At 51.1% G+C, this 21173-nt stretch carries 30 protein-coding genes; 2 read left to right on the top strand and 28 right to left on the bottom strand.

The window, feature by feature from the left end:
- Window positions 1-6: 6 nt before the first annotated feature.
- From U9O48_RS06155 to U9O48_RS06045, 23 genes are all read right to left on the bottom strand, one after another.
- The gene (locus U9O48_RS06155) at window positions 7-366 is read right to left on the bottom strand and encodes a hypothetical protein (protein ID WP_324723859.1); all 360 of its coding nucleotides are present in this window, start codon (window positions 364-366) and stop codon (window positions 7-9) included.
- Window positions 367-422: 56 nt separating this feature from the next.
- Window positions 423-749, bottom strand: a complete 327-nt coding sequence (locus tag U9O48_RS06150; protein ID WP_324723858.1) for a hypothetical protein — start codon at window positions 747-749, stop codon at window positions 423-425.
- A gap of 38 nt (window positions 750-787) precedes the next feature.
- Window positions 788-1537 (bottom strand): Gp138 family membrane-puncturing spike protein, encoded by a 750-nt coding sequence (locus U9O48_RS06145; RefSeq protein ID WP_324723856.1) that lies wholly within the window; start codon window positions 1535-1537, stop codon window positions 788-790.
- Window positions 1486-2340 carry a hypothetical protein gene (locus U9O48_RS06140; RefSeq protein ID WP_324723854.1) on the bottom strand — a complete coding sequence of 285 codons (855 nt, stop codon included), beginning with the start codon at window positions 2338-2340 and terminating at the stop codon, window positions 1486-1488. The genes U9O48_RS06145 and U9O48_RS06140 overlap by 52 nt, the downstream gene beginning before the upstream one ends.
- Window positions 2337-2642, bottom strand: a complete 306-nt coding sequence (locus U9O48_RS06135; RefSeq protein WP_219346988.1) for a phage baseplate plug family protein — start codon at window positions 2640-2642, stop codon at window positions 2337-2339. Before U9O48_RS06135 ends, U9O48_RS06140 begins: the two co-directional genes overlap by 4 nt.
- On the bottom strand, window positions 2642-3445 hold the full coding sequence (locus tag U9O48_RS06130; protein WP_324723852.1) for a hypothetical protein: 804 nt from the start codon (window positions 3443-3445) through the stop codon (window positions 2642-2644). Before U9O48_RS06130 ends, U9O48_RS06135 begins: the two co-directional genes overlap by 1 nt.
- A gap of 1 nt (window position 3446) precedes the next feature.
- Window positions 3447-5210: a hypothetical protein gene (locus tag U9O48_RS06125; protein ID WP_324723850.1), complete on the bottom strand. Its 1764-nt coding sequence runs from the start codon at window positions 5208-5210 to the stop codon at window positions 3447-3449.
- A complete protein-coding gene (locus U9O48_RS06120; RefSeq protein ID WP_371683003.1) occupies window positions 5210-5368 on the bottom strand; it encodes a transglycosylase in 159 nt (52 codons plus the stop codon). Before U9O48_RS06120 ends, U9O48_RS06125 begins: the two co-directional genes overlap by 1 nt.
- Window positions 5369-5421: 53 nt before the next feature.
- Window positions 5422-5826 (bottom strand): hypothetical protein, encoded by a 405-nt coding sequence (locus U9O48_RS06115; protein ID WP_324723849.1) that lies wholly within the window; start codon window positions 5824-5826, stop codon window positions 5422-5424.
- 8 nt (window positions 5827-5834) lie between these two features.
- Entirely contained in the window at window positions 5835-6275 is a 441-nt protein-coding gene (locus U9O48_RS06110) for a phage tail fiber protein (protein WP_227658622.1), read from the bottom strand.
- A gap of 650 nt (window positions 6276-6925) precedes the next feature.
- Window positions 6926-8404, bottom strand: coding sequence for a DUF3383 domain-containing protein (locus tag U9O48_RS06105; RefSeq protein ID WP_324723846.1), 1479 nt, complete (start codon window positions 8402-8404; stop codon window positions 6926-6928).
- Window positions 8405-8956, bottom strand: a complete 552-nt coding sequence (locus U9O48_RS06100; RefSeq protein ID WP_416382211.1) for an LIC_12616 family protein — start codon at window positions 8954-8956, stop codon at window positions 8405-8407. It abuts the gene before it with no gap.
- Complete coding sequence (locus U9O48_RS06095) at window positions 8953-9321, bottom strand: hypothetical protein (RefSeq protein WP_324723844.1); 369 nt, start codon at window positions 9319-9321, stop codon at window positions 8953-8955. Before U9O48_RS06095 ends, U9O48_RS06100 begins: the two co-directional genes overlap by 4 nt.
- Entirely contained in the window at window positions 9321-9767 is a 447-nt protein-coding gene (locus U9O48_RS06090) for a hypothetical protein (protein ID WP_324723843.1), read from the bottom strand. The genes U9O48_RS06095 and U9O48_RS06090 overlap by 1 nt, the downstream gene beginning before the upstream one ends.
- A complete protein-coding gene (locus U9O48_RS06085; RefSeq protein ID WP_324723842.1) occupies window positions 9760-10164 on the bottom strand; it encodes a DUF4054 domain-containing protein in 405 nt (134 codons plus the stop codon). Before U9O48_RS06085 ends, U9O48_RS06090 begins: the two co-directional genes overlap by 8 nt.
- A 3-nt stretch (window positions 10165-10167) precedes the next feature.
- On the bottom strand, window positions 10168-10608 hold the full coding sequence (locus tag U9O48_RS06080; RefSeq protein WP_324723841.1) for a hypothetical protein: 441 nt from the start codon (window positions 10606-10608) through the stop codon (window positions 10168-10170).
- 50 nt (window positions 10609-10658) lie between these two features.
- The gene (locus U9O48_RS06075) at window positions 10659-11684 is read right to left on the bottom strand and encodes a hypothetical protein (RefSeq protein WP_324723840.1); all 1026 of its coding nucleotides are present in this window, start codon (window positions 11682-11684) and stop codon (window positions 10659-10661) included.
- Window positions 11684-12172 carry a structural cement protein Gp24 gene (locus U9O48_RS06070; RefSeq protein WP_324723839.1) on the bottom strand — a complete coding sequence of 163 codons (489 nt, stop codon included), beginning with the start codon at window positions 12170-12172 and terminating at the stop codon, window positions 11684-11686. The genes U9O48_RS06075 and U9O48_RS06070 overlap by 1 nt, the downstream gene beginning before the upstream one ends.
- Before the next feature lie 2 nt (window positions 12173-12174).
- A complete protein-coding gene (locus tag U9O48_RS06065; RefSeq protein WP_324723838.1) occupies window positions 12175-14046 on the bottom strand; it encodes a DUF2213 domain-containing protein in 1872 nt (623 codons plus the stop codon).
- A 63-nt stretch (window positions 14047-14109) separates the two neighbouring features.
- The gene (locus U9O48_RS06060) at window positions 14110-14817 is read right to left on the bottom strand and encodes a phage minor head protein (protein ID WP_324723837.1); all 708 of its coding nucleotides are present in this window, start codon (window positions 14815-14817) and stop codon (window positions 14110-14112) included.
- A 1-nt stretch (window position 14818) separates the two neighbouring features.
- Window positions 14819-16291, bottom strand: a complete 1473-nt coding sequence (locus U9O48_RS06055; RefSeq protein WP_324723836.1) for a DUF1073 domain-containing protein — start codon at window positions 16289-16291, stop codon at window positions 14819-14821.
- A complete protein-coding gene (locus U9O48_RS06050; protein ID WP_324723835.1) occupies window positions 16288-17895 on the bottom strand; it encodes a TerL protein in 1608 nt (535 codons plus the stop codon). Before U9O48_RS06050 ends, U9O48_RS06055 begins: the two co-directional genes overlap by 4 nt.
- 3 nt (window positions 17896-17898) lie before the next feature.
- The gene (locus U9O48_RS06045; protein ID WP_324723834.1) at window positions 17899-18441 is read right to left on the bottom strand and encodes a terminase small subunit; all 543 of its coding nucleotides are present in this window, start codon (window positions 18439-18441) and stop codon (window positions 17899-17901) included.
- A gap of 27 nt (window positions 18442-18468) precedes the next feature.
- Between U9O48_RS06045 and U9O48_RS06040 the strand changes: the two genes are divergently transcribed.
- The gene (locus U9O48_RS06040; protein ID WP_075262093.1) at window positions 18469-18681 is read left to right on the top strand and encodes a YodC family protein; all 213 of its coding nucleotides are present in this window, start codon (window positions 18469-18471) and stop codon (window positions 18679-18681) included.
- 23 nt (window positions 18682-18704) lie between these two features.
- Entirely contained in the window at window positions 18705-18965 is a 261-nt protein-coding gene (locus U9O48_RS06035) for a DUF6953 family protein (RefSeq protein WP_416382210.1), read from the top strand.
- A 12-nt stretch (window positions 18966-18977) separates the two neighbouring features.
- On the opposite strand, the gene U9O48_RS06030 is transcribed toward U9O48_RS06035, so the two are convergent.
- From U9O48_RS06030 to U9O48_RS06010, 5 genes are all read right to left on the bottom strand, one after another.
- Window positions 18978-19181, bottom strand: a complete 204-nt coding sequence (locus U9O48_RS06030; protein WP_324723831.1) for a hypothetical protein — start codon at window positions 19179-19181, stop codon at window positions 18978-18980.
- 116 nt (window positions 19182-19297) lie between these two features.
- Window positions 19298-19753, bottom strand: coding sequence for a hypothetical protein (locus U9O48_RS06025; protein WP_324723830.1), 456 nt, complete (start codon window positions 19751-19753; stop codon window positions 19298-19300).
- Window positions 19754-19971: 218 nt separating this feature from the next.
- Window positions 19972-20349, bottom strand: coding sequence for a DUF2570 domain-containing protein (locus U9O48_RS06020; RefSeq protein ID WP_324723829.1), 378 nt, complete (start codon window positions 20347-20349; stop codon window positions 19972-19974).
- Window positions 20346-20822: a glycoside hydrolase family 104 protein gene (locus U9O48_RS06015; protein WP_324723827.1), complete on the bottom strand. Its 477-nt coding sequence runs from the start codon at window positions 20820-20822 to the stop codon at window positions 20346-20348. Before U9O48_RS06015 ends, U9O48_RS06020 begins: the two co-directional genes overlap by 4 nt.
- Window positions 20809-21126, bottom strand: a complete 318-nt coding sequence (locus tag U9O48_RS06010) for a phage holin family protein (RefSeq protein ID WP_324723825.1) — start codon at window positions 21124-21126, stop codon at window positions 20809-20811. Before U9O48_RS06010 ends, U9O48_RS06015 begins: the two co-directional genes overlap by 14 nt.
- Window positions 21127-21173 lie beyond the last annotated feature (47 nt).

Genomic DNA, 21173 nt, shown 5'->3' with positions numbered 1-21173 from the left:
GTTACCTCAGAATTGGATTGTGGTCTGGATGTTGTTCGTATCGGTGATTGTCATGACCCCAGATGCGAGGCGATCCACTTTGCCAACGGTGGTTGTGCAGAACGCTGACTGGACGTATGAAAGCTTTTTGGCTTCAGTAGACATCTTGGTATTGATTAATTGAGTGCCGGGCCAGTGACCGAGAATGCGCTCGTAATACGGGATTCCCAGAGTGGTGTCGTACCATGCCTCACCGAGAAAGGTTGAGCACGCGCAGGCTACGTCCTGAGCCACTGCGTAGGGATTTGAGGTGATAGCGATGCTGCCGGTGTCGTCCAGTGAGATGTCCCACTTTTCAGTTACCAGTAGGAATGATTTAGTGAGCATGTAAACTCCGGGCAATAAAAAACCCGCCGTAGCGGGTTTCTTTGGATTAGCGGATGCTAATTTGAGATATATTTATCTGGGTTCTGCTTGCAGTCGTTTATATATCCACTTCTGTAAGCATTCGCGAATGAGTCATCCCCCTGATAACGAATCGCGAATTGCATTGAAGATTGGTTGGTTTCTGCCATCCGTATCATCCTTTCCGTCTCTTCATGGCTGATTCCTTGCCATTTACCAGAATCAAAGGCCTCATCTTCGTAATGCGATCTGACTTGCCCAGAAAGAGAGTTGGCTGCCATCTGGACAGAAACGTTGTACCTCATGCTTTGGTAACAAATATCTTCCAATTTATCACCTTGGGCCAGGGCCAGAGGTGAGGACATAAGAGCTACCCATGACAATACAAATATTATGCTTTTCATCACTGCGGTCCCTGTGTGGTTGAACTCCCAGATTCTACACCACCATGCCGGTGAGTGGAGAGGTGAATGCCGTTGCCAGTGACCTCTCCAGTTGCAGTAATTGTTCCACCGAACGTTGCGTTTCCGGCATAGCTTCCGGAACCCTGTGTCAGTTGCCCATTCGCTTCAATAACTGGTGCGTTGAGAGATATTTTCTCATCGGCATTAACGACGACGGTATTCCCGTTTACCTGAACGACCAGAGGGGAAACGATGTCTATCCCATCATTGGCGAACTTCACGTACTGGCTTGGCTCAGAATTCAGCACGCCGCCGAGATAAATAGCATCAGAGTAACTATGCGTCCTGTTTGAGCCGGGGAGAGCAGCGTCTTTTGTTGCTTTTACCGCAGTGATGTCCCGGTCGCAGATTGCGATCAGGCCAATATCACCCACAACCGGCGGCATAATTACGGCGCTGGCCCCGCGCTGCAGTCTCCACACCGGAACACCACTTATCACGCCGGAAGGGATTCGATCTCCACCGCCGGTGAAACCGTCAACCATTGGCTTCACTGATACCACCTCTCCGCTGTCATTGACGGAAGTCACCAGCGCGAGAGTGATGAACGCTTTTCCCATGAGGAACTGATGCATCAGGAACTGTTGCGCGTTTGCTTCTGACGATGTGTCCTGCGGGCGATTAGTGAATAAATTCATCATTGCCTCACAGTAAGCTGACCAATAGACGCCCAGACGATGGTTGACCATGGCCCACCCTCGGTCCATGTCGAGAGGTGGTGGACCGCAGACTGAACCGTGTAAACACCGCTGCCATTTGGCAATGACGTTTCCAGCTGAATCTTGCGCCCTCTCAATATCAGATCGCTGTACTGACACTGGAAGTTAATGCCGTAGTTGCTGAAAACTGGGTATCCGATGAGCCCGTGCTCCGGAGAAATAAGCGGGATGGTGTCGTCAATGCTTCCGCCCTGCGGCCAGATGTAGATAGCGCCAAGCCGGAAGTCTATTTCGATACCTGCAGCTTGGGCGCACTGTTGAATCTGGGAGATCGTATTCCCTTCAAAGTACGGATTCTCAAGCTTTGCCAGAACACCATTATTGACCACTGTGTATCCGATACTTGCGGCGATCGTGGTGATGATTTCGTTGACGCTGGCAACACCATCTTTTGAGAATGGCGCGGCGGTAATCGACTGGTCAAAGCCGGTTGAGAACGCGCTGATAATAAGCGGAGCATCCGGCATCTGGTTCAGGTCCGCGAAACAGTTCGTTATCGACCCGAAGAACACCGGTCGGTCATCGGCCCACACCTTCATCATGTTCTGCTTGGCACCATTCAACTGGATGCCCTTATAGCTGAGCAGAGCCATGTTATCGATACTCAGGCCATACACGCGAGCCTCAAGCGTGGTGCCAGTAATGCCACCATACGCCCCAATCTCAATTTCGGCCTTGATGTTGTCAATGGTGAGGATGTTGTTGCCAGATTCGTCAAACGCGCCGTCTTTAAGCGTGAACTCAAATTTAAGCGTTCTCTTTTTGTACGTCATGTCGCCATCTCTTCTGCTGTGGCGTAGAAGAGCTTGAATCGCGTTCCTAGCTCATCGTAAACCGGGTCAAGGCTTCCTTTCGTGTCTGCAAAGAAAAGCTCACCACTGAACTTCAGATAGGGATATCGGACAATCTTGTTGCAGTTCAGGCAGAGAACGCCTTGCGCTATCCAGAGGTTATCCACGCCTACGTCCATAAACAGACCTGTGGACCGCTGCACGATACGCAGCGTCACTGACTGCCCGGCAAGGTTTACGCTCACTTCCTGAGCCTTTAAAGGCTTGAGGGATATGTTCTGCATCAGGATAACCCCGCAACCAGTTCATCAACCGTCGTAGCGAGGTTGTTTATAGCAGATGTAGCCGCCCCATTGATGGCGCTCGTAGCACCTGATGTCGCGCTGCTCACCGCGTTACTCACCGATGTCGCTACAGTGGTTGATGCGCTTGATACCGACTCTTTCAGGCCGGTTAGCGCGCCCTTCACGTCTTCAAGCGTGGAGTTTGTCGCGGTTGAGTTCGCCTTTTCCGTCACTGTACTGGCAGCCTTGCTCGTGGCATTGGCCGTTGTGTTGCCATTGGCGGTAGTGCTGGTCAGTGTGACCTCCGCCTCTTCCAGCACGGACTGGAAAATAGCCTCGACGGTGAGAAGGGTCACATCACGATCTGATGTCCGGTAGTTATAACGGACGAGGTCATAGTCCTCATACGTCGTATCCGGCGTCTCAATGTCGTATACCTGCGCGTCTGCAACCATCGCATCCAGTGCCGCCAGCATGTCCGACCGGCTGGTTAGGGTGAAATTGGTCAGATTCGGGATACTTCCGCTAAACCCGGTCCACCCTTCAAGCGTGAAAAGAACGCGAATAACTGGCGGGCGCTTTACCTTGTTGAATGAGCTGTACGAACCTTTCTCGATCGGGGCGGACACAACTGACGCATCCGCGCCGTATTCAATACCCAAAAATGATGAAGGCGACAGCGCCCTCAATCCCGACTTGAGATAAATTCCGTAGCCGGGCGAGAGGGTGCTGTTGATGATCGAGAAGATATTGCCGCTGTTTATCGCGCTGAGTAGCGTTGTTTCGTTCAGTGAAAAGGCCATGTTAACCCTGCCCTGTCATTGCCGGTGTCACCAGGCGGTTTCTCTGAAGGTTTCTCTGGATGTCAGCACCCAGCGCATTGGCATTGCCAGCCGATGTCTGCATGTCGATTTTGCCAATACTGATGGTTGTCTGGTTGCCAGATTGAGCTGGGGAGTTACGAGCGGCTGATGAGCCAGCACCCAACTGAATGCCACCCATGATATCGGACGAGCTGATGTAACCTTTCCCGTTCTCATGGTCGACGATCCCCTTCATCAGTTTTGCAATGGTGGTAGTGTCTCCGGCATCAATCGCCTCATTGGCCCCCTTGCCGGTTGCCTTTGAGAGGGCTGACACGTATGCATCGACATTGTTCCCATCGGATGCTGGGGCGTATGTTTTGACGATGGATGAAAGGGTATTCACCCCTTTCTTGAAGTAAATCTGCAGCTGCTTATAGAGAGCCGCAACTCCATGCTCCATCGACTCGAACACAGCAAACCGGCCGCCTTGACCGCCTTCCTTCGTGGCCCCTGCCTGATTTGCAAAGTTGAGGTTGCCAGGGTTGTTATTCCTGATTCCCCGCGGGGCAGATTTGGGAGCAATCCAGCCTCCTTTGCTGTCATCGTAGCTCCATCCGGCCTGAAGCTTTTCCATATCAGTTTTCGGGACGTTGCTGCCAACTCCACCGATAGAGGAAAGCTCCTCTGTGGTGTTAGGGGTGTTGTTCGCAGGGACAAGCATCAGCAGCCATGGGTTTTTAGCAACAATGCCAACGAGGTTTGCCGCAAGCCCACCGAGATAGCCACCGACGCGAGCTATCGCGCCAACCATCCCAAGCGCCCACTTGCCCACAACAAAGGCCAGCAGAATCTCTAACGCGTTCTCCAGGCCGCCGACTGCATCGACAACCTTGTTGATTTCATCCGCGGAATCAGAGAAGAACTTTTCGATTTCTGGACCATGACTGGCGATCCAGTTGCCGAACTTCTCTATGAGAGGAATTAGCTTTTCGACATAGGGGATCAGGGCCTCGTACAGAACCTGAGATGCAGCGGCAAAGTTTTGCTTCATCTCCTCAAGGCGGCGGTTAAACTCCAGCGCCTTCTTGGTTGCTTCATCAGTCGCTTTGGATATCTTGGCAAACCGGTCGGCGTCCTGAACCAGACTGCCATTAGCAAGTCCTTGCTGGGTCGCGTTGTCGAACCCGAACATGCCGCCGAATCTGCGCTGTGCATCTTTGCTTAATTTGCCCCAGTTGGCGGCAATCTTACGCATTATCGCTTCGGAGTTATCATTCTGATAATCGAAGTTCGCACCAGTAGCTCCACCGAACGCAGCAAGCGCACCGAAGAGAGGGTCATCCTGTCCGCCGCCAGTCCTGATTTGGGTCAGCACTTTCTGGAATGAACCCAGAGTGCCAGCCATTTTCTCAGCACTGGAACCTGCAGCGGTAGCCGCTCTTTCCCACCCATCAAGAGACTTGGCAGAGATGTCCAGCGCACGGGACTCAATACCGAGGCGCATCAGATCCGATGTCATGGATGTGATGAATGTCTTGATTCCTTGGGCTGAAAGAGTTACGCCTACAAGCGCAAGCAACTCAGTGCGAATTGACCCAAAGAAAGAGGCCGCCCTTTTACCGGCAGCCTCCATATCTTTTGCGGTCTGGTCCGCGTTCTTTCTGGTATCGTTCAGGCCCTTCTTAACCTCATCCTGACCTTTTTTAAAGCCGGATGGGTCGAGGCCGAGGGTAACGACCAGTGAATCAATAATCGTCGCCATCAGCCACTCTCCTGCGCCCTGTTGATGACCATCTGGTTGTAATTATCCACGGTGTTAATTTCCAGCAAACGCCACAAATCCTCTGTTCCGTAGACAGTGTCCAGTTCATAGAGGGTCGCAAGCTTTGAGGAGATGATGGTTGCGATCGTGCTTGGCACGTTTTCATAATTTACCAGCCCGGCAACATCACTCCCCATTACTGGCGGGATGTCTAACCTGCGACGGTGGCGAAAAAATCAACGTGAAGCTTGAACACCTCGCTGCGTAGCTTCAGTCGAGTCACCACCTCTTCGGTGTCGTCATCGATTAGCCCGCGCTTAATGCTCTGGTTGGTTGGGTCTGGCACAAACTGGATGCACTTCATCAGCTCATCCAGTAAAGGCCGTGCCTCGTCTGGAGAAATCTGAGCCACCATTTCGAGGCCGACTTTTGCCATGCCTGCCATGCCCATATCTGAAAAGTTATCCGGAAGATTAACGCCGTTCTTAGCCATCGCCAGTCCGGCACGGATAGCCCACCATTCAGCCTGTGAAGCAGACATTTCGCGAATGAAGAACACCTTGCCCTGGTCACGGCCTTTTTCCTCGACGGTGTAGTAAATTTCTTTACGTGCCATGTGATCCCTTATGCGTTGTACGCTTCGCCCACTACGGTTTCCCAGTTGATCTGGAAGGTCATCGCCTGAAGTACGCGCTGCGCGTCAGGAATGGCCTTAACGCGCTGCAGGATGCCGTTAGTGAGCGTGAATTTACGGCTGATCGCCGGGAGGATGATTGTCGCGTTGCAGCGGAAGATCGCTTTCGACGTCAGCGAGGTTAGCTGCCACGTCTCGAACATATCCCGCGATGGGCTGTCTGGCATGATGGTGATCGTCTGAAGATACTCACCAAACACGAACCCGCCGGAAAGCTTACCGTCGGCTCCACGAACCCCTACGGCCATCTCTGTATCGCCCAGCGCAAACATCGCGTCAGCAGCGTAGCCCTCAAGAGTCTGCGCACTGGGGAACAGGTTGGTAACGGTGAGGGCAAAGATTGCATCAGCGCTTGTAATAGTGTTCGACATTTATTGCACCTCTCGCAATAAGTTTGGGTATTTAGATAGGTAAATATCTTTATTGTGTTTCATATGCTTACCAGGTGTTTACATGTCAGGCCAGTATAGGTTTGACTTGCGTCTATTAACCTCTCGTGGCACAACCTGAAGATTGAATTCGCAATGTAGACCGCAAACATATTTCGATTTTATAGGGACAATATGATCAACCTCATGAGGTATGCCTGTTTCATTTGACAACCTAACCGCGTCTTCATAAAACCCCTTCATCTTTTCCTTGCAGGCCCATACTGGCGCGCTGAGGAGGGCTCTTCTTTCCGCATAGCGAGCGCGAACCTTACCAAGATGTCTTTCTCGATATCTTTTGCCGTTCTCATTGATTCTTTGCTTTGCGCTTTGCCTATATTTTAAAGAGTGCTGTTTATTTTCCTGATGCCATTCCTTTAGCTTTATTTTCACTTGCTCGTGATTATTTTTTCGGTAATCAGCGGACCTCTTTTTGAGTGATTCAGCATTCTTTTTATAATAAGAAGAATACCTTTTTTTTGTGCACTCTCTGCAATACGCACACAAGCCATCTTTTGATGACTTGTTGGCGCAAAACATTTCCTTTGGGAGTGTTTGGCAGCAATCCTTGCAATACTTTACACCCCCAATCATCACTGAACTTCAATTGAAGCGAGAGTGATTTTCTGCACGCAACCGCCGTCGCAGTACCAGAGGGTCATACTTGGGCTTGTGCGCTCCTGACGCTGGGTAGGCGTAGCGTCGGCGATATACAGGTAGTAGCCTTTTGCGATCAGCGATGGGGAGATATCCGCGCCGACTGCATTCTGAATCTCAGAAATCTGAGAGCTTGAAAGGTTTACCCCGGTACGAATTCCGCCAAACGTGATGCCCTGATTCAGGGTGTCAGCGAATGAAGCCTCGATAATTGCCTTGCCGCGCGCGTTGTCCGGAATGCTGCGGTTAGACTGGAACAACTCGATCGCATCCTGCATCAGGTTGGCGTTTAGCCAAATCTGGAAGCAGAAGGAGTCGAACCATTTGAAGTCACCGGTTACGGTGCCATCGGCCCAGTAGCGCGTGTCATAGTTGTTAGCCGTGTACGCGCCGTAGAAGTTGTACCCGTTGGCGATCAGCGCATCGTAGTTCGCTGACGTGGTGACTTCCGGAAGCAGCCCGCCCAGCGAGCGGAATTTAAACGGCACGCGCCCTTCCTGACGGTCAAAGTCGAGAGAGGCAGCGTAGCCGAGAACGCTAGCCGCATGACTTTGGTCACCGTATACCGGGATGACGTTAGAGTAGTCGTACGTTGTGATGATTTTGTATGACAGGGTATCCGTTGAACCAGATACCAGCGCCGACTCTTCCAGGGTGAATGGCACGTAGCCGAAGCGATAATTCTGCCCGTTAACCCATGCGGAAAACGCCAGCGCCTGATCTTCATCCGGTGTGAAAGATGTGGTCAAGATTGCCCAGTTCTGCGAGGCATCCAGCACAGCCTGCATTGCATCAGTAACCACCGCAGCATCAGCACCTTGTGAGAGTGACGCGCCGGTCGCAGCAGTCAGCTTCAGTCCGGCCGATAATGTGCCAGTGGCGTAAGTGATGGTGCTGGCATCACCTGCTGTTGCAGAGGTGATGATGAAGCGCTTCTGTGTGGTGTCGAACTCAACGGTTACGCTGGATCCGATGCCGGTTTCAATCAGGTCTGCGGCCTGCGCAAAGCTGGTTGCTGTGCTCAGGTCGATACTGGCTGAAGTGTGCGATGTACCGTCTACTGACAGAGTCAGGACGCCACTCAGCAGCTTGAGCTGGTCTAGCGTAACAGGTGCCATTGAACCTGAGCGAAGCCATGCCGCCGCCGGGTCAGGGTTGAACCGGGCAAACAACAGAGCGCCAGGGGTTTTTGTTGAATTGTCATAACCCTGGAAATAAATCTCGGACATGCTGAACTCAGGAGACGCACTGCCGAAGTAGGCCGCCACATCTTCTTTGGTGGTAAACGAAATTACTGTACCTACCGGAGCATAACCGCTGTCGGTAAGGATAAGGCCATTCAGATCAAGCGCTGAACCGCCCGCAGGCAAAACGCCAGGGTTAATCTGGATATCTTTGCGTAATGGGATTGCCATTTATGCACTCTCCGGTGGGTATTTTAAATCTGCGGCAATTACGCCGACGGTGATGCTGTCCATAAAGTCCTGTCGCGTAGATACCGTCGGGTTGTATTGCCCGATGAAGTCCAGCGTCCAGCGGCTTTCGTATTGTTGCTCGCCGTTAATCATCGTGGTTTGATGAGGGTCTGAGCAGAAAAGAGGGGATAGTGTGTTGCCATTCTGTCGGAACCATTCGCAAGCGAAATCTGACCGTATGAGTGTTCCAATAACTGCTGCGTTGTCCGCCGCGCTCTCGCCGTAACAGTCAATCTGGCAAGGCCATTGCGTGCTGCGCTGGTTCTGCTGCAACCCGTCGCCATACACGCCGTTATCAACGTACTTCACTCGGTTTGTAGACAGCCCAATCTGTTTCATTGGAGTCATCACGATGAAGTCGCCAAGCGGCATTGGAGTAAGGTTCTGCTGCCCGTCCAGCACGTCATCAATAGTCAGCCCGGTGATTTCCATCAGAAAAGCCTGCAGCGGCACAAGAAGGTCAATCTCTTTGATATCGAGAGTTGCCATTATGATGACCTCTGAAGGTTGATGATTACCCGGCACCAGTCAGGCCAGAGTTCTGGCACCTTAACGACCAGCCATTTCTCTTCGCCAATCATCAGGATGTCTCCGCCTTTTTGTTCAGGCCGGTTCACACCGTTGAAATTGCCGTTCAGATAGGCGCTACGGAGAATCCCCTGAATGTTGACCGAGTCCACTTGCCGCAGGTCTGTTGATGACAACTCCTGCAGTTGCACGATCACATCGACGCTGTTGTACGAAGGCACTCTCTTCCCGCCGGGTAGCGTGGTAAATCCGGTGTTAACCTGAAACACTCCCGGCACGTCAGGGTTCACCGTTGTGATCGCACCGCGAACTATTTGATGCAGGTTCATCAGGTGACCTCATAGTTAACATCGCCAATCATCACCCTGGTGTCGACGAGAGGCTTATCCGACTGGTTGGGCATTACTTTCCTGTTTTTGCGTCGCTTAAGCGTGACCTCGGAGAGCGGGGGCTCAATGAGCATGGCGATCGACTCCTGAACGTCACCCTTGATCTGCGCGCCGACGACCTCAAGTACCGTTCTGGAATCGAGCCCTGAGGCAAGGCCGCGCTCAATCGTCTTCTTCCACTCACCCTGCTTTTCTGCAATCGCATTGCGGAAGAACGGACGAGGTGGCTGATTATTCCCCGGATCTCCGTATTCGTTACGGGTGGCTACCATCGCCACACTCGTTCCGTCTGGATAAGTTGACCCGCCGAGAAAACCGGCTCTCACCTCTGTTGCATTGAGCTTTTCTGCCATTTCTTCCAGGTACTTATCGAGGCCGTCAGACATAGTTGGCTCCAGGATAGTAATTTGCCATCCGGTAGACTTTCGTCGCCTGCCAGAAGTCCATGCCATATGGGCTCTGCGTATACCACGCATACCTGAACTCAATAGGGCCGAGGTCAGATGAAACTGACACACTACCCTCTGTAGCTGATGCAATGCGCCCAACCATTCCTGAGCCACCACGACCCCGATTGTCGCCGTAACGCACATACGCCAGGTGCGCCATGAGCATGTAGAGCAAACGCTCTCGCTTCACGACGTCATCGACGAGTGAGTAATCGGTGTTATTCAGATAGTCAGTGGACTGGTCAAACAGGAATGGAAGGATTGCATCTGGAACATTGGAAAATTCAGGGTACATGGCGCGGAAACTGGCAATATCCAGAGTCACGACAGCCATGGCTTATTCCTCTTTGTCTTCCTCTACGCCTGCGTCTTTGGCGTTGACTTGCTCAAACCCGGTTTTCTGGCGAGAGCGCTCAAGAGATGCGTCTTCGACTGACTCCATATCAGTTACAGCGAAGATGATCCCGTTCTGGAAGAGAGGAGAGGATTTGTGATTTTTCTCAAATTCTTCCCACACATCAGCCGGGACATTTTGTGTAATACCAAACCCATTAATAAGCATCGAGTCGTTTGCGCCTTTCAGGGTTACTGCAGCTGGGCCATGCCCGATCTTAAGACCGCAAGGCAACTTACACCCAATGACATAGGAGTCAGACTTGCCAGCCTTTGTATTCTTTTTGTTTTTGCTGCCGGCTGACTCGTTTTTCTGTTCTTTATCTTCGCTCTGCTGCACCTGCGCCTCAACCTGCTGCTCAGTGAGAACTTTTTCATCTGCCATTCTTGAATCTCCAAAATATTTATTTCGGGCCCAGTTACGAGCCCGTTGAATTAAACACCCAACATCTGAGCGAACAGGAACGGCTGAGTAATTACCGCGCCGTAGGTGGTGCCGGAGTGTTTCTGCTTCCAGCTGGAGGTCATGGTGATGACTGGATGAGCGCGCAGTTTCTCACTGTATGCGCAGTACCCCGCATTCTGGCCCTGAGCGGTTTCGACAAACATCTGCACCAGTTCACCACCAACAGTGCTGTACTGAGGAGCGACTTCGATGCGGATATTGGTGAAGGTTTCTTTAACCATCTTCTCGACGGAGTTACCGAAGATTTCGTTTGATTTTTTGAACCAAACTGATGCGGTTGGAGACATAGCCAGAACCAGAGGAGAGGCCATGTCAACGCCATCGCCTACCGCGCCATTGGTGCGGGTAATCAGGTCGTTGTACAGCGCCAGGATATCGTTGTAGATGTCGATAACCTGCTTATCTTTCCACAGGGTCACGCCGCCAACAGTTGCCGGGGTGATCGGAGTCGGCAGTGATGGGTCGTTCAGGATGCCGTAGTTCAGCAGACCAGAAACGCCGTAGAAGTAGAACTTGTTCTGCGCCTGGTTCAGAGTCCACGCTGCAGCACGCTGTTTCTCTGCGACGTATGGCAGCATAGCCAGGCCATAACGCTCCTGCTCCAGCTCGCCATAGGTAACCATGGTCTGGTAGCGGAACACCTGACGGTTTTCCCAACGGGAAGTTACCTGGTTAGCTCCCTGCTCGCTGTAGTCGTCATACGCCACAACGTCACCGGATTGCTCAACGCGCTGGATCATCATGGTGTCCTGCGCCCATGAGCCTTTTTTCTTCTCGCCCAGAATCTCGGTCGCTTTCTGCTTAGCGAAGATGGTGCGAACGATTTCAGGGTCGATGAAGGTTGAAACCACAGCAGGAATACCACCGTTTGCGCCAAGACCCGGCTGAGGGTCGGCATCCATTGCAAACTTAGTCACCGAAGGCGGCAGGAAAATGCCGCGAGATTCGGCTTCCGCTTTAAAGGCAGCGAAATCAGCCTGAGTCAGTTGAGGCATTATGCTTTGCTCCAGGTAGAGATGATTAACAGGTTGCCGGTTGTTGCAGGGCTAGCCACATACCAGTCGGTTTCAACTGCACCGGAGATGGTTGCGCCAGCTGCGCCGGTCTTCAGGGTGCCGTCAGCCAGTACCGCAAACACTTTCTGGCCCACAGTCGCGTCGGTAGCAGACAGAGCCCAGAAATCACCACCAACCACCGGAGATGCTTCGCGACCAGCAGGGATAGTCATGCTGGAACTCTGCAGATAGGTGATCGTCGCATTTGCGTTGTTGTAGACGAAGCCAACTGGCTTGCCGGTACCGGTGTTGTTCAGCAGAAGTGGATTGGTGCCGTCACGCCATGCGAACCGCGCCATGACCAGACCGCTTGCGCCAGCTTGATACGCGCCGGGGCCGCCAGCAGCAGCAATGATTGGGCTGTTAGACGCAGGCTGACCAGCCTGACCAACGCCAGAGTAAACAGATACGCTTGTCTGGAAAGCCATTGTTATTTGCCCTCGAAGTAGTTTTTGACGTTATCGCGAGACGACGGGGTGATAGTCACCGAGTCCTGAGCCATTGAAGGCTGACGCGCATAGGCTTTGAATACTGAACTCAGCGCGGAAGCAGGGATTGACGCGTGCTCATCGCAGCCCAGTTGTTTGAGTGCGGTGCGATAAACATCTTCAGCACTGTCGCAGGCCAGTTCGCCTACAACCGGACGCACATCACGCTCAGCTTTGCGCAGATCGATAAAGCGCTGCTCAACGGATTTAACCGCGGCATCCATCGCGAGCTTGCTGTCGTTTGCCATTTTTTCTTTCTCTTTTTCTTTTTCGGCCTCGTCTTCAGCCAGTTTTTTGGCCTTCTCCGCTTCTTCGTCCTCGGCGAGCTTTTTCTTCTCTTCCTCGGTCATTTCGTCATCAGCGGTTTTCTTTTTGTCGTTGTCTTCATCTTTGATGATTTCTTCGACTTTCTTTTCTACCTCTTCGGCCTTTTCATCATTAGCCAGCAGTGGCCGAATGAAGGTCATGAGTGATTTGATTTTTGACATCAGTTTGAGTCCTGTCGGTTGTGAGTCGTATACAAATACATCCGGGCCTGCCCGGCCTGATGGCACGATTGCCACGTGGTTACAAACGATGTCACGCATGACGCCATCGTATGCCTCTCCCTCGTACTCGCCCGGGGTCATATCGAGCCGGTAGCGGTATGAAGATGAAATTTCCCGTTGCTGTTTGTTCTCCACGCCGATGATGGAATTCACATCCCAGATGACGAGAGAGTTTTTCAGGTAGGTGCCGTCGAATTCGGCGCTCTCACCGGTTGATCCGATGATTGCCTCTTTCGGAGGGTCAAGCACTGACACGGCGATGTGCGTGTTCAGCAGCGGCTGGTTGTTGAATGTGTGTGCTGCTTTGCGCAGCTCTTCAGGGTCGCGAAGGAGGCGATATGCTTTATCAGGGATTAACCCTAACTCTTCCCATCCTGGAATTTCACGCCCGTAGTAGACGCAGATATTGGCCTTACTGATTGGGGTTAGCTCAACATGAAGCTTCCCGTCAGCGTCATAGGTGCGCACGCTCGCCCTGTCGAATGCTAATGCAGAGTCCCTTGCCATATCTGGCTCGTGTTTTGAATATTTCATTTTTACAACCACTGGCTGACCTGGTTGCTTGGGAGGGTGAATACTTGAGACTTCGAGCTTCGCATTCCTTGGGAGAAGAGTTTCACTCTCATGTTTATTGCTGGACATACCAGTTACATCAAGACCAGTGGCCCCATCTTCAGCATCAATCTCAAGCATCACACCGCCAATGCTGAACATCCCGGCGATTTTCTTTTCCTTTGAGGTGGATAGAAACGCCTTATCGGAAACAACCATTCCCTTTTTAATCTCACCATTGGGGAATAGTTTTTTTGCATCCTCTCTGCTGATTCCTCGGTATAGAGTTTCTCCGCTGAGTTGCCCCTTTGAGACTGCTGAGTCAATACGTGAGATATCAGGATCGGATGTGTTTCCGTTTCTTAGTTCAGAATTTAGCTTGAGGAAGTTGTCCCCTGAGTAACTTGAAATGGCTGTTTTTTCGTTGGATGAGAGCTTTGCGCCACCAGAGCCTTTACTCGCAGATACATTTTTGATTTTCCCTTCCGCACCGGCAACCACATCACCGTTGCCATTAACTTTTACGTGCGAGCCGTTAATGGTTATCCATTTATCTTTTTCATCTGCATCATTGGCGAGAGTGTATGTTTCAGCCTCATCTCCTGCGTAGCCGTTCGCGTATGCCGCTCGCTCTACTTCTTCGGCTTTTTCCTGTGTATCGAATGGCCCTTTCGAACCCCAATACCACTTGCCGTCTTTTTGATGTACTGGCATTGGATTACCTTTCTTCAGGCAATAAAAAAGGCCACCGAAGTGACCTTGTTGATTTGTTCCGGATTAAAACGGGAGAACCGGCTTCCACGTGCAACCGCAGTTAGGCTCCTCACCCGGCAGCACATACTGGGCTTTGTCGCCAATCGGCAGCCCCTTATCGAGGTCGAACTCTTTGCCGTTAGCCTTCACATGCTTGTGTCGCGGTTGATTACCACCACCACTATGCAACCAAATGCCTTTCTTGATTCCTGCGGCCTGCTGACGTGCGTTTGATAGCGCACTGGTAGCCTTACGCACCTGATCACGAGCTATGAACTCAGCGCGACGTCTGGTTATGCCATGACGCTTGCCAAACTCACGCTCAATCTCATCAGCCAGTTGCTTGCGATCGCCACCCTTCGCGATAGACCGGAACACCATCGACTCCACTTCGGTGAAGTATTTCTCCGGTATCGAGCGTATCAGCGACACGTTTTCAGCAATGATGGCGTCACGCTTTTGTAGCATGGCGTCAGTCCATTGCAGGTTAATAGCCAGGGAATCTTTGCGGGCAGATGCGAGAATGCCACGGTCGACAGCCTCAAGTGTTTTATCGGCAACCTCATCGGAAACCGGAATCGCCTTGCTGATGAAGTTGTCTATCCACTTCTTCGCCAGTGAGGATATGGCGCGCTTCACCAGGTCAACCGGGTTAGCATCCATCGCCATATCCATCGCCAGAGGGTTATCTCGCATGATGGTGACTATCTCTGCCTTAACGTCGTCGTTCATTTCACGAATCGTTCTGAGAAGCTCTCTCTGGTACCACCTGATGTTTCCCGCGTTGTAGTTCACTGGCCTCAGACTCTTCGTCTTCTTCCGGTTCATAATCACCATCCAGATTTTCGAAGCCAGCGCCTTCAATGCATTTCAGCGCATCACGAGCCTCTTCAGAATCGACCAGTTGCGAGTCAGAAGCTGTAGCGACCGTTTCGACCTTCAGCTTGGCAATCTCAGCTTTTTCTTTCTCGCTCAGCTCATCCAGTGGACGGAACTCGAAATAGATATCCTCTTTGATTTCGCCAAACTCGGAGAGTTGGATAATCTTGAAGATGTTTTCCAGGGCGCGTCGGATATCGCGCTCCTGCATCCCTGAGATGGTTTCGTGCCATGTCTCAAGCTCTGAGTCGCCTGATGCGTTAAGTCCCGCGGGAGCGTTACCAAGGAGCTTCAGGTTGGTGATACGAGCCGGGATACACATCTGGTCCTGATAGTTCGACAGCAAGTTTGATAGCTCACTGAGAGAGGTTTGCATGTGAAGCAGATCCTCGCTCATGTCTAATGCCCAGATGCCGAAGTTGTCCTGATACTTCGTGAACATCTGAATACGCTTGTCGAATTGCCCAGGCACTTCCAGGCGAGCATCCATATCTGTTTTCAGTGCTCTCATGCGCAGCGTGCGGAGAATCTTGATGACGTTCTTCTTGGCATCGCGCCAGTCTGTGACGTAATCCTCCATCAACTGCGTCAGTGACAGTCCGCCGAACGAATACGAAGGTTTGAGGATGTCCGGCACCGGTCGGCTGATGATGTCGATGAAGCGCGACTCGTGAACCGTTTGCCCCATAACAAACCATGCCATTGGCTTGTAGTAGTTATCAGCCAGCGGCCAGCGCGTGTTATACATCGCCGGGTAAATCCAGGTAGGGTCAACGCAGCGCAGGCCTTTCAGCGATCCCTTTGGAATCTTGCGCGGGTCGAGGAAGAGAGGCTTTTCAAGCTCTTTCTCATCAGCGTCAGTGTCAACGTAGATGTGCGCTACGCCAAACATGGAGTCCTGCTTCACGGCCTCATGGATTAAACGCTTCACGTCGAACTTAACGAGCGCCTGCTCCATCGGGTCGATATCAGGATCGCCATCTTTGCGGCTTTTAACCTCAATCCAGTTACGCGTCATCTCGTCAGCCATGACGGTATGCATATTCGCATACTCGACTTGCTGAGACATGGCGGCAAGAATTGGGTAACCACGGAAGCCTGAATACTCTGTGCCGATAGACATGCTGTTAAGCACATCGTACGGCGTTGCATCCATCGCAAGAGTGGCTTCTTTCTTCACCTCTGGGATTACCCCTGCCAGCGGTTCATATCGTTTAAATTCAGCGAACGGCTTCTCGTCATTTGCTCCAGACGCATTATCGAGGTGCGCCTGTGTGATTTTTGCCACTTCCCGGCGAGTTGCCTGTGCGGCTTTACGTCTTGTCATTGAAGTATCTCGTCAGGGATATGGAATGGCTTCCTCTCCGGCGATTTCAGAATCACCAGGCTATCCGCGCAGTTTGGTGAAAGTGCGCCATCTGGTTTCTTGTCGACGAGGATTTTGCCGGTTGAATTCTTGCTGTATGTTGGCTGACTTAGCTCTGATGTTAGCCTTGGCAACGCCGCCATTTTTGACGATAAAGAAATTATCTCGTCTTTGTCGTATTTCATTCCGTTAACCGCGCGGTACGTGTTAAGGAATAACGTCCTGAGGTGCCACCACGATTGAGCTTTGAAGTTGTAGAAGAAGTCTTTATTGGTGATATTCCTTCCGTTAGCGTCCTTCATCAGCACCTTGTCAGGGTTTAATACACCCGCGCTACCTTTGTAGGCGCTGAACGTTACCGCCTTCTTGCCGGACTTTTTGCGCTCATCATTGACCTGCTTCGAATCGCCGCGACACCCAGCGCCAATTCCGTCTGCGTCATACAAAACATCGCTACAACCATTCTCATCAGCCAGATTGGTTGCCTTCACAACGGTCTGGAAGATATCCGACCCTTTACCGCTCCACTCTTCACAAACATCAATCATGATGCCATGTCCTGATGCAAAGGCATTTTTATCTATGCCTTCATCAGCCACATCTAGAGCACCTTTACGAGATCCAGATGGCTCAATACCAAGTTTTATATGTGCGTCTATAGCCGCCTGCACCCATGCTGATGGGATGATCACCCCTTCAACAGATGCGTTGTAGTCGATATCGATTTCCTGAGCGACAGTAACCGGGTCAAGCAACTCAACCTGCTTGTCATACCACGCCTGATCTTTGCGCGGGTCGTCCCGCCAGTGGAATGTAAATACCGGTATCTTCCCGCCATGGCGACGGATAGCGAAGCTGTTAGCGTTTCCGTTAGGTGTGGAAATATCCTGACGGCAGTTCGTTGTTGCAGAAAGCGATGCGTCAACCAATGTTGGCCGCTCAAGGAATGCTGCCTCATCCACAATATAGAAACTGGCACGGTCACCACGTCCTATGCCATCACCACACTCACCTGAGATGATGGAGTTTGTTCTCGGGAACTTGATGCGCATGTGCGGAGCGTCCTTATCCCTGCTCCATCCATTGCGGAACTCGGCTGGCAGCAACGACATGAACATGCGCGCTTTTTCGAGAAGAGACTTAGGAACGCCAATCTTATCGACGTATTCCTCTTTTCGGCTGCCTATTCCAACGCTGATGCCCTTGTTGAAGTTGCATACAGTGCATGCTAGCGCGACTGTCAACCAACTCATGCCCATATCACGCGTCTTTTCAGTGATTCCGGGCTGCTGCGATTTCCACCGATCCATAAACCATTCCATCCACTCTTCTTGGCGAGGGAATAAAAGAAATGGTATGTATGACGGCAGCCCCCTCTCAGGATTTCGCGGGTCATATGTCATGCCCCAATCAATTATGAATTGAGCGGGATTATCTTTGTAGAATGCCGACAGTATTGATACTGAATCTGGGTTGTTACGAATGCGAAGGATCCTCTCCTGCCTCCACTCGAACACCTGAACATAATCCGGGTTTCGGAAGTCAAACGGGAAAGGTATTGGCATAATTTAGCCCATCAGGTCTTTGTATTTCTCAGCTGCCTCTTCGGCGCTCATTTCAGCGGTAACAATTGGTCCGCCGTTAGCACCAGTTACTTCGGTTTTAATGTTCTCTTTGAAAGCCTGAACAGTTACGTGCTTGCCGAGTAGCTCAAGGTTCTTCACCTTGTCAGGCCATTTAATTTTCTTCAGAAGTCCGGCAGCATCCCCCGCCACCTCAGTTACATCCATCCCGGATAGAGTTGTGCGCCAGACCTTGGGCCAGTCTTTAATCGGCTTTAGCTCGCCGTTAGCAAGCAGGATGTCGAGCACGTCCATCTGGTCTATCTCAACGAGACGATTCAGGACGTATGTCGCATTTATGCCAACCAGATCATTGCGTTGCGCTTTAAGTTCGGCAATTCTGGATTGCACGTCAGGTTTTGACAGGTTTTCGGACGCGGTACGGTTAGCTGTCTTTGCGCTGTACCCCGCCCGAATAGCCGCTTGCGTGGCGTTTAAATCGATGAGGTACTCGCGACAGAACATTTCTTGTTTGTCGGTGAGTGCCATATGTTCTCTTTAATATGGAAATCAGTTATGAGTAACTCTTCTACTGAAAGAAAAGCGCTTTTCAAACTTGGCGATTCTGTGTATTTGAAATCAGGCGGTCCAGAGATGTCAGTATATGAAATACACAAATTTGGAGGCGCCTTTACTGGTGATTACACTTGCCAATGGTTTGCAGGAAAAAAACTTGAAAAAGGACGTTTTACCGAAGAGTCTTTGACAAACACAAACCCAAAGCCGTAAACCCAAGCGCGTCTAATTTAAATATTCCCGATGTTACAGCTTGGATGTTGTCCACATTAACAACCGACGGATGCCTCTATCAGCAAGATGTTGTCGATTACCTGATAAAGAGTGGTAATGAGCAACACCTGAAAGAAAATGTGGATGGCAACCAAGCGCTATCAACAAAGTTGATCAATAAATTCCGAGTTGATAGTGGAGAAAATGTCGTTTGGGTTAAGCCAGATAAATACTGGCGATACCGAGTTCCTGAAGACGAAGAAGGTCGAGAGGCTCGCGGTTAACAATTAGGGCGATTATTCGCCCTTTTCTTCAACGCTATCAGCTAACGGAGTGAACTGCACGCGCTTCACATCGTCAGTCGCGAAGTACAGCCACTCTCCTGTATCAGTCGCCAGCGCTACGAACCCGTTAGTGATTTCGGGCTGGCTGCGCTTCATCAGTCCGGTGAAGGTTTCTTTGGATGTCGTAGTGATCGTGATTTCGTAGGTATCGGGCATTAGCACCTCTTTATCCGCGATCGGGGATATTTTTTATTTATCCCCGCAAGGGGATAGTGCCATTACAATGAGTCTTCCCATGGAGATGGCAACAAAAACCGCCCGGAGGCGGTAAGTTATGTGATTTTAACCTTTATTGATTCTTGTAATGCTACAGATGCTTTAAGGAGATCCGCCCAACTTGCTTCTTTTTCTTTGTATAGTTCTTGAAGAGTAAAAAGCTGATCATAGAGCCTACCTTGTTCGCAACCTTGATGTTCCATACCAGCTAATGCGAGTTCATGGAGTACTCTCCCTCTAGCATCAGATAAGTCGCTGTTTAGATATTCTCTAAACTCGAAACCATACTGCTTTATCCTCCCAGCCTTTTCCACCATTGTTCTATATTCAAATGCCGCCCTTTTCAATCGAACTAACTGGTTCAGCCGCTCTTGCTTTCTCCATGTTCGCGAGGCTAAAAAAGCAATGATGGCTGTAGCTAAGGCAGATGCTGCTGAGATTGAAGCGGCAATCATTGACCAATATGTCCAGCGTGCTGTTTCAGCGGCAATTCTTATAGACTCAGTATCCATTTACTTGTCTCATCTCAATGAAATAATAGTATTTATATCTATTATCCATTGATATGAGATGTTAATTCAACTCACTACGGTTAGATTCGATTTTACGTATACCCGCCTTATCCAGATTGCACTGCCCTAGCGCCGTATAGAGCTGAGCGTTTAACTCCAGACTTGCCTGCCACGTGAACGGAACCACCATACCGGGGATCGGCGTGTCTGCTGTCAGGTCAGCGCTTATCGGCACCACGGGGGCCGGAACGTAAACTGTCTGCGTATTCCCGCAGGCTGTCAGTAGCGGCAGCAGGAACAAGCTGCTTAGCGCACATATCGCCTTCAAGCGCCTGCCTGATGTAGACAATGTGCGTTTCGCCTTTCTGGGCCAGTTGGTTCTTAGCATTCTGGGTAGCCTGTGAGATATCGCGGATCAGGTTCATGGCGGTGATAACGTTATTGGTGACGGCTTCGGATGATTCAGCCCGGGTCGTCGCCTTATCACGTTGGTCTTTGTAGGTGATGGCGTTTTCGCGGTAGTGGTTAATGGCCCAGGCCATTGAGACCATCAGGCAGATGATGACTGCGCAGATAATGGCTGAAACCCGGCTCATGATTTCGGCTCGTTAACCTTTCCGCCAGCCTGTTTGAACTTGGCGATGAGATTATCAGCTTTATGCTCAAACTGACCGTAACCAGCACCGGGGAGAGATGCCCAAATGTTGCTGCAACGGTCGATCGCCTGGCGAATATCACCAGAATCGATTAACTCCAAAGCTCGACGCTCTTTAATCTGCTGTAACGCGACTGCATCCTGACTTGCTGGGGAGAAGTCTTTCAAGCCAAGTTGCTTGCGGTACGCATCCCACCATTTCGACAGCAACTGGTATCGGCCGGCAGCTGTGGATTTCAGCTTCGAATTTAGCGTGACTAGCTTACGCGGGTGATCTGAGAAATCGGTAAACAGTGAGCCTCCAACGATAACGTCGTAGCCGTGATTGTTGGTCTTCTGCTTTCCGTTATCGGTACCTTCTGACCAGGCCAGCATGTCTAGGAAAGCTTTTCTCTGAGAGTTAATTGCTTGCATTTTTCAACCCCGTAATTCTTTCCCAGAAGAAGCTCAGCGCGACACTGCCCATAGTTCCGGACATGCCAGAAACAACCAGGACGTAATAGATACTCAGCCCTGACTCGATGCTGACAAGGCCGCCAATCAAACCGGCGAAACCAGACACGGCAACTTGAGCGAACGCGGCTACCCAACTCCATGCGGTCTTGTTTGTCTTGGTGTCGATGATGTATTTAACGAATCCGCCATAAATAGACATGGCCGCAATGAGAACCCATACGAGTAACCCATAGGATCCGGGGTCTTTGTTTGGCATACGCATATCTCTCTCCTCGCATAATGGGCGGGAGCTGTGGGTAGTAGAGGGAA

The organism is Lelliottia sp. JS-SCA-14, from assembly GCF_035593345.1.
Classification (GTDB): Bacteria; Pseudomonadota; Gammaproteobacteria; order Enterobacterales; family Enterobacteriaceae; genus Enterobacter; species Enterobacter wanjuensis.
The sequence above is the reverse complement of the archived record's forward strand: the minus strand, read 5'-3'. Positions and strand labels throughout refer to the sequence as shown.